Raw genomic sequence first — 13,429 nt, forward strand, 5'->3', positions numbered from 1 at the left:
GGTCGATTGACGCAATGCCTGTGCGCGCAAGCCAGTTTCACTGTCTTTACGCAAGGGCAACAAGATCGCGCTAGCTTTTCTCCAGCGAGGCGCGGTTCGATGCGTCGATGTCGATGCGCCGCCTTCGTGGGATACCTCCAATCGCAAGGAGAACACCGATGTCCTTTCGTTTCCTGACGAGCGGGGCAGTGGTCATGACGGCGGCGGCAGCGCTCGTCGTCGCAGGCTGCAGCAGCTCTGATTCCGGTTCCGACGAAGGCTCGGGAGGGTCGGCGAGCGCAGCTGTCGAGTCCACGCCCGCGCCTCCCGGACCGGGCCTCGCCCAGAAACTGGCCTGTAACCCGCCGAAGGCCACCCCGGGACCGGCGAGCACCGCGCCGCTGAAGATCGGCACGCTGCTCCCCGAGACCGGCTCCCTGGCCTTCCTGGGACCGCCCATGGTCGCCGGCGTCAACCTCGCCATCAAGGACATCAACGCCGCCGGCGGTGTGCTCGATCAGCCCGTTGCGCTGGTCACCGGCGACTCCGGCGACACCACCACCGACACGGCCAACGCCACTGTCGACCGCGAACTGTCCGCCGGTACCCAGGTGATCATCGGCGCGGCGTCGTCGTCGGTGTCGCTGAAGGTCATCGACAAGATCGCCAACGCGGGCGCCGTCATGTTCTCGCCGGCCAACACCTCCGATGAGTTCACCTGCTACCAGGACAAGGGCCAGTACTTCCGTACCGCTCCCGCGGATGTCCTGCAGGCACAGGCACTCTCGCAGACGATGGCCGAGGACGGCGTTCAGCGCGTGTCGGTCCTCGCGCTCAACGACCCGTACGGAACAGGGCTGGCCGACAACACCGTTCGTGACCTGGAGGCCGCCGGTGTGCCCGCCGACCAGATCCAGAAGATCATCTACGACCCGAACGCCCAGTCGTTCAACGCCGAGGTCGACCAGGTGAAGAACTTCAACCCGGATGGCATCGCGCTCATCGGGTTCGAGGAGAGCGCCAAGATCCTGACCCGTATGCACGAGGTCGGCATCGGGCCGAGCGACGGCAAGCTCGTCTACGGCGTCGACGGGAACATGGGCAACGCGCTGGGCCAATCGGTCGGTTCCGGTCTGCTCAAGGGCATGAAGGGCACCACCCCGCTCACGCAGACCAGCGGTGAGTTCCAGTCCGCCCTCAAGGAGCTCGATCCCGAGCTCATCGATTACAACTACTCGGGTGAGAGCTACGACGCCGCGGTGCTGAGTGCCCTCGCGGCGACAGCGGCCAAGTCGACCGACGGTCGCACCATCGCCGCCACCATCATCGGCGTCACCAACGGCGACGAGGACTGCGACTCGTACCAGGCCTGCCTGGATCTGCTGAAGAGCGGCAAGACGATCGCCTACGTCGGCAAGACCGGCAACCTGGCGTTCAACGCCGCCGGTGAGCCCAGCGTCGGCTCGTACGGTGTCCTCGAGTTCGACGGGGAGAACAAGCTGCTGACCCCGACCCGCAAGTACGTTTCGGTGGCCGCGCAGTAGCCACAACGGAACCAGGGACCCTCGGCTCGCGAGCCGAGGGTCCCTGCTACTTCTTCTTCTCCGAGCTGCCCGCCAGGGTGCCCAGATAGAGCTCGATGATCTTGGGGTCGTTCGCGAGGTTGTTGCCGGTGTCGGTGTAGGCGTTGCGGCCCTGGTCGAGAACGTAACCGCGGTCGCAGATCTGGAGGCAGCGGCGGGCGTTCTGCTCGACCATGATGATCGAGACGCCGGTGGCGTTGATCGCCTTGCAGCGGATGAACACCTCGTCCTGGAACATGGGGGACAGGCCGGCCGACGGCTCGTCGAGCAGCAGCACCGCCGGATCCATCATCAGCGCACGTCCCATCGCGACCATCTGTCGTTCGCCGCCGGACAGCGCGCCCGCCTTCACCTTTCGGCGTTCGGACAGCAGCGGGAACAGTTCCGAGACGAACTCGAACCGCTTGACGAAGGTCTTCGGACGCAGGTAGACGCCCATCTCGAGGTTTTCTTCGATCGACAACGCAGGGAACACGTTCTGCGTCTGCGGGACATACCCGACGCCCTTGTCGACGAGGACGTGGGCCTTGGCCGAGGTGATGTCGTCGCCCCGTAGGGTGACCGAGCCCTTTCGCACCGGGATCAGCCCGAACAGGGCCTTGAGCAGTGTCGACTTGCCGGCACCGTTGGGCCCGATGATGCCCACGATCTCGCCGTCGTCCAGGAAGAAGTTGCACTCCTCGAGGATGTTGATGCCCGGGAGGTAGCCGGCGGTGATGTCGTCGGCACGTAGCAGGGCATTCGTGGCGAGCCTGCGGTGTTCCTCCGGCGTGGCCGCGAGCTGTGCCGGCGTCAGCGACCCGGCGTCCGAACCGGTGCTCATCACTGCGCCTCCTTCTCGTCCGCGCCGGTGGGCGGCAATTCGGTGACCTCCGACAGGTCGCCGCCCACCTCCAGAGTGGCCTCGATGGCCGCCTCGACCTTCTCCGCGAGCACCGCGGTCGCGCCGACCGGTTGCCCTCGATCGTCGAACTCCAGCGCCTGATCGTGATGCCCCCCGAGATAGGCGTCGACGACAGCCTCGTTGTCGCCCAGGCGATCCGGCAGGGATTCGGCGATGATCTGTCCCTGGGCCATCACCACGACCCAGTCGCTGATGTCGCGGATGACGTCCATGTCGTGTTCGACGAACACCACTGTGACGCCCTCGTCCCGCAGCGACTTGATGTGTTCGAGCAGGCTCTGTGTCAGAGCCGGGTTCACACCCGCCATCGGCTCGTCGAGCATCACGATCTCCGGATCGGTCATCAGCGCGCGCGCCATCTCCAGCAGCTTGCGCTGCCCACCCGAGAGCGACCCGGCGAAGTCGCCCGCCTTGGCGTCGAGCTTGAACCGACGCAGCAGTTCATGGGCGCGCTCGGTGATCTCGGCCTCCTGCCTGCGCCACGTCCACGGTGCGAGGGCGGCGAGGAAGTGCTCGCCACGCTGTCCCGTCGCACCGAGTTTGACGTTGTCGAGCACCGACAGCTTCGACAGTGCCTTCGTCAGCTGGAAGGTGCGGACCATGCCCCGTCGGGCGACCTGGTGCGGAACCATCCGGCCGAGGGATTCGCCGTTGAGCGACCAGGTACCGGAATCAGGCTTGTCGAAACCGGTGATCAGGTTGAAGAAGGTGGTCTTGCCGGCGCCGTTGGGGCCGATGAGACCGGTGATGGCCCCGCGCTGCACCTCCAGGTGATCCACCTGGACCGCCTTGATGCCGCCGAAGGTGCGAGAGATGTTGTCCACCACGATGATCGGGTCGGGCTTGGCGGACCCGGGCTCGGGTGAGACGTCGGCGAACAGGCGTGCACGTTCGGGAGCGGACAGCGTCTCGAAGTCGCGGCGCGTCGCCCTGGTGTCGGCGATGCCGGGGTCTGTCCCGTCGGCCGTGACCCCGGCTGCCGGTCCGGTGGGCGTCGAGGGTTCGTCGTCGTGAGCCGTGTGGCGGCCGTCATCAGGCATCGAGTTGCACCTCCCTCTTGTTGCCGAGGAGTCCCTGTGGCCGGAACACCATCATCAGAATGATCGCCAGACCGAGCAGCACGTAGCGGATCGCGCCGACCTGCTGCGCCGACAGGTCGAGGAGGGGGTCGTCGCCGGCCGTCGCCTGGCGCAGCAGTGCGTCGGGGATGGCAAGGAGGAACCAGAAGAGCATCGCGCCGAGAACCGGTCCGAAGACGGTCGCCGCACCGCCGAGGATCAGTGCGCCGTACGCGAAGAAGGTCTGGGCGGTCGAGTAGAAGTCGGGGTTGATCGACTGTGTGGCAAGCGCGTTGAACACGCCTGCGAGGCCGCCGATGCAACCGCCGAGGATCAGCGCCTGCATCTTGAAGAAGTAGGCGTTCTTGCCGAGCGAACGAGCCGCGTCCTCGTCTTCGCGCACCGCCTTGAGTACACGCCCCCACGGGCTGCGCACGAGGAGGTAGACCATGAGGCAGAGGAGACCGACGACGATCCAGCCCACCACCATCGACCACAGGTCGCCACCGAGGAATTTGACCCCGAGGAACGAGTACTGCTTGCCGTTGTCGAATGGGCTGATCGTGAAGAAACCGCTCGCGTATCCGTAGATGCCGTTGGTGGAGTGGGTGAAATCGTCGGCCGACGTCGAACGGAACACCAGTCGCAGGATCTCCGACGCGGCGATCGTCACGATCGCCAGATAGTCCGCTCGCAGACGTAGCGTCGGGATGCCGAGGACCACCGCGAGCATGCCGGCGGCGGCGATTCCCACGATGGCGCCCAGCCACAGTGGCTGGTCGTAGTTGACGGCCATGATGCCCACGCCGTAGCCGCCGAGGAGCGCGAAGGCGATCTGGCCGAAGTTGAGCAGCCCGGCATAGCCGAAGTGCAGGTTGAGACCGATGGCCAGCAGAGCGTAGAAGATAGCCGACGGGCCGACGAGCTGCGCGAGCGCGATCTGTAGCGCGGAGATGATGTCCATGGGTCAGCCGATCCTCGCTCGCGATCCGAGAATGCCCTGGGGCCGGATGGTCAGGATGATGATCAGGATCAACAGGCCGCCGATGTATTTGAGGTCGGGACTGAGGATGTACGTCGACAGCTGGACGAGCAGTCCGACGATGAGGCAGCCGAGCAGCGCGCCGTAGGCGGTGCCGAGACCACCGAGGGTGATGCCCGCGAACATCAGCAGCAGGAGCTTGAAACCCATTTCCCACTGCACGCGGCCGCCGAGTTCGGAGAGCGCGAACATCACGCCGCCGAGCGTCGCCAGCCCGCCGGCGAGTGCCCACACGAACAGGATGACGCGGTCGACGTCGATGCCCGACGACTCGGCGAGATCCTTGTTGTCGGCGACGGCGCGCATCGCCTTGCCGATCCTGGTGCGCTGCAACAGCAGAGCCACGCCGAGCAGCACGACGATGCAGATGATGATGCAGGCGAGATTGACCGGTGTGATCGCGAACGGACCCGACCCGATCTGGGTCTGCGCCTGATAGTCGTCGAATGGTTCGGCCCGGTCGGAGAAAAAGATCAGGATCAGATACCGCAACACCAGGGCCAGACCGATCGACACGACGAGCATGGCGATCAGCCCGGTTCGTCGTCGTCGCAACGGTCTCCAGAGGCCGAGCTCGTTCAGGATGCCGATGCCGACGCCGACGATGACGGCGAGGATCGTCGCCGGTATCAGCTGCAGCCCGACCCTCACGTTGAACACCCACGCGACGACGGCTCCCAGTGTCACCAGCTCCCCGTGGGCGAAGTTGGTCAGGCCTGTCGTACCGAAGATCAGGCTGAGCCCGACGCCGGTGATGGCGATGATGAGGCCGAAGCGGATGCCGTCGATCGCCAGGCGCGTGAGTTCGGCGACCGCCGATACCTCGGTGCCGGTTCGGACCTCGCCGAACGAGAAGATGACCGGCCGGGCGGTTCCACCGCTGACATCGACCGGTAACTCGGACTTCTGGACCTCGACATCGTCTGGGAGAGAACCGGTGTCGACGACGATCGTGTACTTCCCGGGTGGGACCATGACCGACCAGGCGCCGGTCGCGGACGAGGTCGCCGTCCCGACGACGCTGCCGGCGGCGTCCTTGGCCTCGAGTTTCACACCCGCGACCTTCTCCGTGCCGTTCCGCAGGACGCCGAAGACCCGCACCTCGTCGGGAGCGGCATCGGCCGACGGGGTCCCGAACAGCCCGCACAGTACCGATGCCGCGATGAACAGCAGGATGGTCGATGCGGTGCGCCGGGTGGAAGTCCTGCGTGTCGGTCGTCGCCGGGACAGCGGGCGGGAGGACGGTGAACGGGTCTGGCAGGCGGGCTGACACTCGGGGCGATGCGTGTGAATCCGTTCGGTGTGGTCATCGGACACGAGTGGGGCCTGCCGGTCAGGCTCTGTCATCGAGGGTGGTACCTCCCTGTTGACCCGTGCGGGTTGGCATCGGTCGGCGCATGAGCCCGCCGGTGTTGCTGTGCGGCGAGTCACTTGGGGAACTTAGCCGCAGCATCGTCGCCGCGTGACGACAACGACGTTTCCCGGAAGTTACATCTGCGGCGCGACGCGATCGGTTCGATCGACGCAATGTCGTGTTGGCTCGACGGTCGGCGCCGTACGCTGGTCGGATGGTGCCGGTGACCATCACGCAGACGAAAGACGTCGAACTCGCGAGTGCATTGCTCGCACAGGCCTTCGCCGACGATCCGGTGACGGTGTGGATGGACCCCGACACGTCTCGGCACCGCGCGATGTTCCGTACGCTGCTGGTCCACAGTCACGGACGGGGTTCGACGCTCGATCTCGCGATGCGCGACGGGCAACCGGTCGGTGCGGCCGCCTGGGACCCTCCTGGGCACAAGATCTCGACGTGGGCTCAGATCGTGTCGTCGTGGGAGTTCTTCCGTACTCTCGGGCCGCGCGTCAACCGCGGGATCAAGCTCGAGACGGAGTTCGCGAAGTATCGTCCCAAAGAGCCCCACTGGTATCTGGGGCAGATCGGTGCCCCGGTCAAAGGTGCCGGCATCGGCACGGCGCTGCTGACGCACCGGCTCGAGCAGATCGACGGACCCGCGTATCTGGAATGCTCCAATGGCCTCAACGTGCCGCTGTACGAGCGGTTCGGCTTCCAGGTCACCGAGGAGTTCGAACTGCCGCTCGACGGCCCGAAGGTCTGGGCGATGTACCGCCCGATGTGACACTGGTCGTCCACCTCCGAGTCGAACACCCGGCGGGCGGGGTCCGGGTGTCGGAACGGATCACTAGACTCAGCGACTGTGAGTCCAGCGCAGAGTTCCCCGGCAGCAACCCGTACCGGCAGCAAGGTCAAGACCAAGCAACCGGTCCTCATGCTCCTCGACGGACATTCCCTGGCATATCGGGCGTTCTTCGCGCTCCCGGCCGAGAACTTCAAGACGCACTCCGGGCAGACCACGAACGCCGTCTACGGCTTCACCTCGATGCTGATCAACCTGCTGCGCGACGAGGAGCCCACCCACATCGCGGCCGCCTTCGACGTCTCGCGGAAGACGTTCCGCTCGGAGATGTACCCGGAGTACAAGGCGCAGCGCTCCAAGTCGCCCGACGAGTTCAACGGGCAGGTCGACCTCACCAAGGAGGTTCTCGACGCGCTGGGCGTCACGGTCATGGCCATCGAGGGCTACGAGGCCGACGACATCATCGCGACCCTCGCGACCCAGGCCCGCGAACAGGGTTTCAAGGTCCTGATCGTCACCGGTGACCGCGATTCGCTGCAGCTCGTCGACGCCTCGACCACGGTCCTCTACCCGCGCAAGGGTGTCTCGGACCTCACGCGTTTCACCCCCGAAGAGGTGGAGAAGAAGTACGGTCTCACCCCGGCGCAGTACCCGGACTACGCCGCGCTGCGCGGCGACCCCAGCGACAACCTGCCCGGCATCCCCGGGGTTGGGGAGAAGACCGCGTCGAAGTGGATTCGTGAATACGGTTCGCTGGCCTCGCTGGTCGATCACGTTGACGAGGTGAAGGGCAAGGTCGGCGACGCCCTGCGTGCTCATCTCGCCTCGGTGCAGACCAACCGTCAGCTCACCGAACTCATCCGCGACATGCAGCTGCCGGCCGGCCCCGACGACCTCGCGATGGTCGGCTGGGATCGCGACCGCATCCACCAGCTCTTCGACGACCTCGAGTTCCGCGTCCTGCGCGACCGCCTGTTCTCGACCCTGAGTTCCGTTGAGCCCGAAGCCGAAGCCGGATTCGACCTCGACGGTTCGGTCCTCGGTGCCGGTGAGGTCGCGAGCTGGCTCACCGAACACGCCCGAACCGGCCGCACGGGTCTCGCGGTGACCGCGCCGCACGTCGTCGTGGGCTCGGACCCGACCGGTCTGGCGATCGCGGCCGCCGACGGCTCGTCGGCGTACGTCGATGTGACCACGCTGACGCCGGAAGATGATGCGGCACTGGCCAACTGGCTTGCCGATCCCGACGCGCTGAAGGCTGTTCACGAGGCCAAGTGGGCGGTGCACGCGCTGCGCTCGCGCGGCTGGAAGCTCGACGGGGTCACCAGCGACACCTCGCTGGCCGCATATCTCGTCCGCCCCGGACAGCGGACCTTCAACCTCGACGACCTCGCCCTGCGGTATCTGCGCCGGGAACTGCGCGCCGACACGGGTGCGGGTGACGGCCAGATGTCACTGCTCGACGACGACACCGAGGGCAAGGTCGCCGAACAGCACATGCTCGAGGCGCGGGCGGTACAGGAACTCGCCGACACGCTCGACATCGAGCTCGACCGCATCGACTCCAAGCCGCTGCTGACCGAGATGGAGCTGCCGCTGTCGTTCGTGCTGGCCGACCTCGAGGCCGCCGGCATCGCCGTCGACGTCGACCACTTCAATGCACTCGCGCAGATGTTCAACGACCGGATTCGTGCAGCCGCGGAATCGGCCTACGAGGTCATCGGCGAACAGATCAACCTGGGCTCGCCGAAGCAGCTGCAGACCGTGCTCTTCGACAAGCTCGACATGCCGAAGACCAAGAAGACGAAGACCGGTTACACCACCGACGCCGACGCCCTGCAGTCGCTGTACGAGAAGACCGAACATCCTTTCCTCGCACACCTTCTCGAGCATCGCGACGCCACGAGGCTGAAGGTCACCGTCGATGGTCTGCTGAAATCGGTGGCGGACGACGGTCGCATCCACACCACCTTCAACCAGACCATCGCGGCCACCGGCCGGTTGTCGTCGACCGAGCCGAACCTGCAGAACATCCCGGTCCGCACCGAGGCCGGACGCGAGATCCGCCGCGGCTTCATCGTCGGCACCGACCAGGCGTCCGAGGTCAACTACGAAAGTCTGATGACCGCCGACTACAGCCAGATCGAGATGCGGATCATGGCGCACCTGTCGGAGGACGAGGGACTGATCGAGGCCTTCAACACCGGCGAGGACCTGCACAACTTCGTCGGATCGCGCGCCTTCGGGGTGCCGATCGACGAGGTGACCATCGAGATGCGTCACCGCGTGAAGGCGATGTCGTACGGACTTGCCTACGGCCTCAGCGCTTTCGGACTCGCGGCACAGCTGAAGATCAGCCGCGAGGAGGCCAAGGAACAGATGGAGGCGTACTTCGCGCGCTTCGGCGGCGTGCGTGACTATCTGCACGATGTGGTCGCCGAGGCCCGGCGCAACGAGTACACCGCGACCCTGTTCGGCCGCCGGCGTTACCTGCCCGACCTGAACAGCGACAACTTCCAGCGACGCCAGTCCGCCGAGCGGATGGCGCTCAACGCGCCCATCCAGGGCACCGCGGCCGACATCATCAAGGTCGCGATGATCAACGTCCACAAGCGATTCGTCGCGGAGAAGCTGACATCGCGGGTGCTGCTGCAGGTCCACGACGAACTCGTGGTCGAGGTGGCGCCCGGTGAGCGGGACGCGGTGGAGGCAGCGGTGCGTGAGGAGATGGGTAACGCCATCACGCTGTCGGTCCCGCTAGAGGTGTCGGTCGGGTTCGGTCGGTCCTGGGACGACGCGGCCCACTGATGGTCTCCTCGCCCAGGCGGGTCGGTGTTCTCATCGGCGACGGCATCGGTCCCGAGGTCGTGCCGGCCGCGATGACGGTGGCCGACGCGGCAGCGGCCGTGGAGGGCTTCGGGATCGATTGGGAGGAACTCCCGTTCGGCGCCGCCGCCATCGCCTCCCACGACGACGCGGTACCCGATGCGACGCTGTCGGCCCTCGACGACCTCGGTCTGTGGATCGTCGGGCCGCACGATTCGGCGGCGTACCCGGTCGAGCACCGCAGCCGCACCCCGGGGGCGGTGCTGCGCACTAGGTACGGACTGTTCGCCAATCTCCGTCCCGCCAAGGCATTTCCGGGTGTGCCGGCGACGAAGCCCGACATCGACGTGTTGATCGTCCGGGAGAACTCCGAAGGCCTCTACGCCGACCGCAACATGACCGTGGGCAGCGGTGAGTTCATGCCGACCCCGGATGTCGCGCTGGCCGTGGGGCTCGTGACCCGGTCGGCCAGCGAGCGCATCGCGCGGGTCGCCTTCGAAGCCGCACGGGACCGCGCTGATTCCGGTCGTCCGGCACGGCTGACCATCGTGCACAAGGCGAACGTGCTGCGCCTGACCACGGGCCTGTTCCGCGACGCGTGCCGGGAGGTCGGCAAGGAGTTTCCCGACGTGGAGATCACCGAACAACACGTCGACGCCATGGCGGCGCTGCTCGTCCGCCGACCCGCTGACTTCGACGTCATCGTCACCGAGAACCTCTTCGGCGACATCCTGTCCGACCTGGCGGGCGAACTCGCCGGCTCGCTCGGCATCGCCGGTTCGGTGAACTGTTCGACGACCCAGGTGATGGCGCAGGCCACCCACGGAGCCGCCCCCGACATCGCCGGGCGGGGCGTCGCGAATCCCGTCGCCATGATCGCGTCGGTGGCCATGGGGTTCCGGCGCTACGGGCTCATCGCGGACGACCCGGAACTGATCGCGGTTGCCGACCGCATGGATTCGGCGGTCGCCGGCACCCTCGCGGCCGCGATCGCGACCGCCGACCTGGGCGGGACGGCATCGACCACCGAGTTCGCCGCAGAGGCGGTCCGGCGGGTGACCGGCACGTGACGCGCACGCGGACGTGCGTGAACTCCGGGTGGTCAGCCGGTGGGACGGGTGGCAACTACAGTGTGTTGTCTGACCAGGTGATCGTTCGAGATCGAAGGGATGTGTTGTGACACGGGCCTCGACGCGGGTCGACCGACGTTCCCTTCGACCACGTGTGGCCCGGTTGCTCGGCGTGCTCCTGGTGCTCGCGGTCGTGGTCACCGGCTGTGTGAACAACGAGGAACGCGAGCGCGCCAACCAGGTGACCCCGATCAACGTCGACGTGGCGAAGGTACCGGCGATCGCCGCGCTGGTTCCGCCGGAGATCGCTCGCACCGGTCGGCTCGTCGTCGGCGTCAACGTGCCGTACCAGCCCAACGAGTTCAAAGGGCCGGACGGCAAGATCATCGGCTACGACGTCGACCTCATGAACGCCGTCGGCAAGGTCCTCGGCCTGACGCCGGTGTACAAGGAATCGCAGTTCGACACGATCATCCCGTCGGTGCAGGCGGGGACCTACCAGCTGGGCATGTCGTCGTTCACCGACACGCTCGAGCGGGAGAAGCAGGTCGACTTCGTGACCTACTACAGCGCCGGCGTGCAGTGGGCACAGGCCGCCGACTCCGATGAGGCCATCGACCCGTCGAACGCGTGCGGCAAGCGGGTCGCGGTACAGACCACCACCTACGAGGACACCGACGAGATCCCGGCCAAGAGCGCCGAATGCGTGGCCAGAGGTCTTCCGCCGATCGACAAGGTGAAATTCGACAGCCAGGACGAGGCGGTGAACGCGCTGATCCTCGGCCGGGTCGACGCTATGTCGGCGGATTCGCCGGTCACCGCCTATGCGATCAAACGCACCAACGGAAAGCTGAAGGCCGCCGGTGAACTGTTCGACTCGGCGCCTTACGGATGGCCGGTTCGGAAGGGTTCCGGGTTGGGACCCGCGCTGCAGAAGGCCGTGCAATATCTGATGGACAACGGACAGTACGACGAGATCGCGGCCAACTGGGGCCTGCAGGAGGGCATGATCGATGTCTCCGTCATCAACGGAGCGGTGAGCTGAGATGACCTCACCGCAGACCGACTCCACCACCACGGCCGGCGAGCCCGAACCGATCAAGGCGGTACCGCTTCGCCGACCGGGGCAGTGGATCGCCGCCGTCATCATCCTCGTGCTGGCGGCGCTGTTCGTCTACGGGGCCGCCACCAACAAGGCCTACGCCTGGGGCACCTACGGCCGCTATCTGTTCGACGAACGCGTGCTGTCCGGCGTCGGGTACACGCTCGCACTCACGGTGCTGGCGATGACGATCGCGATCGTCCTCGGTGTCGCCCTCGCCATCATGCGGCTCTCGCCGAATCCCGTCCTGCGCGGCACCGCCTGGGTGTACCTGTGGATCTTCCGCGGCACACCGGTGTACGTGCAGCTCGTCTTCTGGGGTCTGTTCCCGGCGATCTACAAGCAGATCGACGTCGGCATTCCCTTCGTTCACCAGTTCGCGTCCTTCGACATCCAGACCCTCAACGCCGCATTCCTGTTCGCGGTCATCGGCCTCGGTCTCAACGAAGCCGCGTACATGGCCGAGATCGTGCGCGCGGGCGTGTCGTCGGTCGGCGAGGGACAGTCCGAGGCGTCGATCGCATTGGGCATGTCGTGGGCGCAGACGATGCGCCGGACCGTGCTGCCACAGGCCATGCGGGTGATCATCCCGCCCACCGGCAACGAGTTGATCTCCATGCTCAAGACCACGAGCCTCGTGGCAGCGGTGCCGCTGACACTCGACCTCTATGGACGGGTGCGTGACATCTCCGGCGTCAACTTCGAACCGATCCCGCTGCTGCTCGTCGCCTCGACCTGGTACCTCGTCGTCACCAGCATCCTGATGGTCGGCCAGTACTACGTGGAGCGCCACTACTCACGGGGCGCCACCCGCGCGCTGACCGCACGACAGCTGAAGGCGATGGCCGACGGGCAGGCGGCTGCGGCCGATGACGTCGCGGGCGGACCGGGAGCAGGCCGCACGACCGGGGGAGAGAACGCATGAGTTCCGCCGAGACACCGATGGTCCTCGCCGACCGGGTGTGCAAGAGCTTCGGATCGGTCCAGGTCCTCAAGGGCATCTCACTCGAGGTCGCCCGGGGCGAGGTGACGTGTCTGATCGGTCCGTCCGGTTCGGGCAAGTCGACGTTCCTGCGGTGCGTCAACCATCTCGACGTGGTCAACGCCGGCCGGCTCTACGTCGACGGTGACCTCATCGGCTACCGGGAGCGCAACGGCAAGCTCTATGAGATGAGCGCCAAAGCTGCTGCAGCCCAACGCCGCGACATCGGCATGGTGTTCCAGCACTTCAATCTCTTCCCGCACCGGACGGCCCTCGAGAACATCATCGAGGCGCCGATCCAGGTGAAGAAGCAGCAACGGGCCGAGGCCATCGAACGGGCCGAGTACCTGCTCGAAAGGGTCGGTCTGTCGGATCGTGCCGACGCCTATCCGGCGCAGTTGTCCGGCGGTCAGCAGCAGCGCGTGGCCATCGCCCGGGCCCTGGCGATGGAACCCAAGCTCATGCTCTTCGACGAGCCGACCTCGGCACTCGACCCCGAACTCGTGGGCGACGTCCTCAAGGTGATGCGCGAACTCGCCGCGTCGGGAATGACCATGGTGGTCGTGACCCACGAGATGGGATTCGCGCGCGAGGTCGCCGACCAGCTGGTTTTCATGGACGGCGGCGTCGTCGTGGAGAAGGGTGACCCGCGCGAACTTCTCGCCAATCCGCAGGAGGGGCGGACGCGCGAGTTCCTGTCGAAGCTGCTCTGAGGCCGGGACCCCGG

The 13,429-nt window shown here is 66.3% G+C and carries 11 protein-coding genes; 7 read left to right on the forward strand and 4 right to left on the reverse strand.

Annotated elements, in window-relative coordinates:
• Nucleotides 1-158: 158 nt before the first annotated feature.
• A complete protein-coding gene (locus GAA2_RS09720) occupies nt 159-1,523 on the forward strand; it encodes an ABC transporter substrate-binding protein (RefSeq protein WP_006437319.1) in 1,365 nt (454 codons plus the stop codon).
• Nucleotides 1,524-1,569: 46 nt separating this feature from the next.
• Here the strand turns inward: GAA2_RS09720 and GAA2_RS09725 are convergent, their stop codons facing one another.
• The 4 genes from GAA2_RS09725 to GAA2_RS09740 are packed head-to-tail and all read right to left on the reverse strand — an operon-like array spanning nt 1,570 to nt 5,913.
• Nucleotides 1,570-2,385 carry an ABC transporter ATP-binding protein gene (locus tag GAA2_RS09725; RefSeq protein WP_006437320.1) on the reverse strand — a complete coding sequence of 272 codons (816 nt, stop codon included), beginning with the start codon at nt 2,383-2,385 and terminating at the stop codon, nt 1,570-1,572.
• On the reverse strand, nt 2,385-3,506 hold the full coding sequence (locus tag GAA2_RS09730; protein ID WP_191834924.1) for an ABC transporter ATP-binding protein: 1,122 nt from the start codon (nt 3,504-3,506) through the stop codon (nt 2,385-2,387). The genes GAA2_RS09725 and GAA2_RS09730 overlap by 1 nt, the downstream gene beginning before the upstream one ends.
• Nucleotides 3,499-4,488 carry a branched-chain amino acid ABC transporter permease gene (locus GAA2_RS09735; RefSeq protein ID WP_006437322.1) on the reverse strand — a complete coding sequence of 330 codons (990 nt, stop codon included), beginning with the start codon at nt 4,486-4,488 and terminating at the stop codon, nt 3,499-3,501. Before GAA2_RS09735 ends, GAA2_RS09730 begins: the two co-directional genes overlap by 8 nt.
• A gap of 3 nt (nt 4,489-4,491) precedes the next feature.
• Nucleotides 4,492-5,913, reverse strand: a complete 1,422-nt coding sequence (locus GAA2_RS09740) for a branched-chain amino acid ABC transporter permease (protein WP_006437323.1) — start codon at nt 5,911-5,913, stop codon at nt 4,492-4,494.
• 221 nt (nt 5,914-6,134) lie between these two features.
• On the opposite strand from GAA2_RS09740, the gene GAA2_RS09745 reads away from it, so the two are divergent.
• From GAA2_RS09745 to GAA2_RS09770, 6 genes are all read left to right on the forward strand, one after another.
• Nucleotides 6,135-6,704, forward strand: a complete 570-nt coding sequence (locus tag GAA2_RS09745) for a GNAT family N-acetyltransferase (RefSeq protein ID WP_006437324.1) — start codon at nt 6,135-6,137, stop codon at nt 6,702-6,704.
• Nucleotides 6,705-6,782: 78 nt separating this feature from the next.
• The gene (polA, locus tag GAA2_RS09750) at nt 6,783-9,530 is read left to right on the forward strand and encodes a DNA polymerase I (RefSeq protein WP_006437325.1); all 2,748 of its coding nucleotides are present in this window, start codon (nt 6,783-6,785) and stop codon (nt 9,528-9,530) included.
• Entirely contained in the window at nt 9,530-10,618 is a 1,089-nt protein-coding gene (locus GAA2_RS09755) for an isocitrate/isopropylmalate dehydrogenase family protein (protein ID WP_006437326.1), read from the forward strand. Before polA ends, GAA2_RS09755 begins: the two co-directional genes overlap by 1 nt.
• Nucleotides 10,619-10,724: 106 nt before the next feature.
• Entirely contained in the window at nt 10,725-11,663 is a 939-nt protein-coding gene (locus GAA2_RS09760; protein WP_006437327.1) for an ABC transporter substrate-binding protein, read from the forward strand.
• Between the two features lies 1 nt (nt 11,664).
• Complete coding sequence (locus tag GAA2_RS09765; RefSeq protein ID WP_191834925.1) at nt 11,665-12,645, forward strand: amino acid ABC transporter permease; 981 nt, start codon at nt 11,665-11,667, stop codon at nt 12,643-12,645.
• Nucleotides 12,642-13,415, forward strand: a complete 774-nt coding sequence (locus GAA2_RS09770; protein ID WP_006437329.1) for an amino acid ABC transporter ATP-binding protein — start codon at nt 12,642-12,644, stop codon at nt 13,413-13,415. The genes GAA2_RS09765 and GAA2_RS09770 overlap by 4 nt, the downstream gene beginning before the upstream one ends.
• The last annotated feature ends 14 nt before the right edge of the window (nt 13,416-13,429 follow it).

Source organism: Gordonia ajococcus (genome assembly GCF_012974285.1).
Taxonomy (GTDB): domain Bacteria; phylum Actinomycetota; class Actinomycetes; order Mycobacteriales; family Mycobacteriaceae; genus Gordonia; species Gordonia amicalis.

Coding starts and splice junctions, on each gene's coding strand:
- GAA2_RS09720 (WP_006437319.1), top strand. CDS start 159: ATGTCCTTTCGTTTCCTGACGAGCGGGGCAGTGGTCATGACGGCGGCG.
- GAA2_RS09725 (WP_006437320.1), bottom strand. CDS start 2,385: ATGAGCACCGGTTCGGACGCCGGGTCGCTGACGCCGGCACAGCTCGCG.
- GAA2_RS09730 (WP_191834924.1), bottom strand. CDS start 3,506: ATGCCTGATGACGGCCGCCACACGGCTCACGACGACGAACCCTCGACG.
- GAA2_RS09735 (WP_006437322.1), bottom strand. CDS start 4,488: ATGGACATCATCTCCGCGCTACAGATCGCGCTCGCGCAGCTCGTCGGC.
- GAA2_RS09740 (WP_006437323.1), bottom strand. CDS start 5,913: ATGACAGAGCCTGACCGGCAGGCCCCACTCGTGTCCGATGACCACACC.
- GAA2_RS09745 (WP_006437324.1), top strand. CDS start 6,135: ATGGTGCCGGTGACCATCACGCAGACGAAAGACGTCGAACTCGCGAGT.
- GAA2_RS09755 (WP_006437326.1), top strand. CDS start 9,530: ATGGTCTCCTCGCCCAGGCGGGTCGGTGTTCTCATCGGCGACGGCATC.
- GAA2_RS09765 (WP_191834925.1), top strand. CDS start 11,665: ATGACCTCACCGCAGACCGACTCCACCACCACGGCCGGCGAGCCCGAA.
- GAA2_RS09770 (WP_006437329.1), top strand. CDS start 12,642: ATGAGTTCCGCCGAGACACCGATGGTCCTCGCCGACCGGGTGTGCAAG.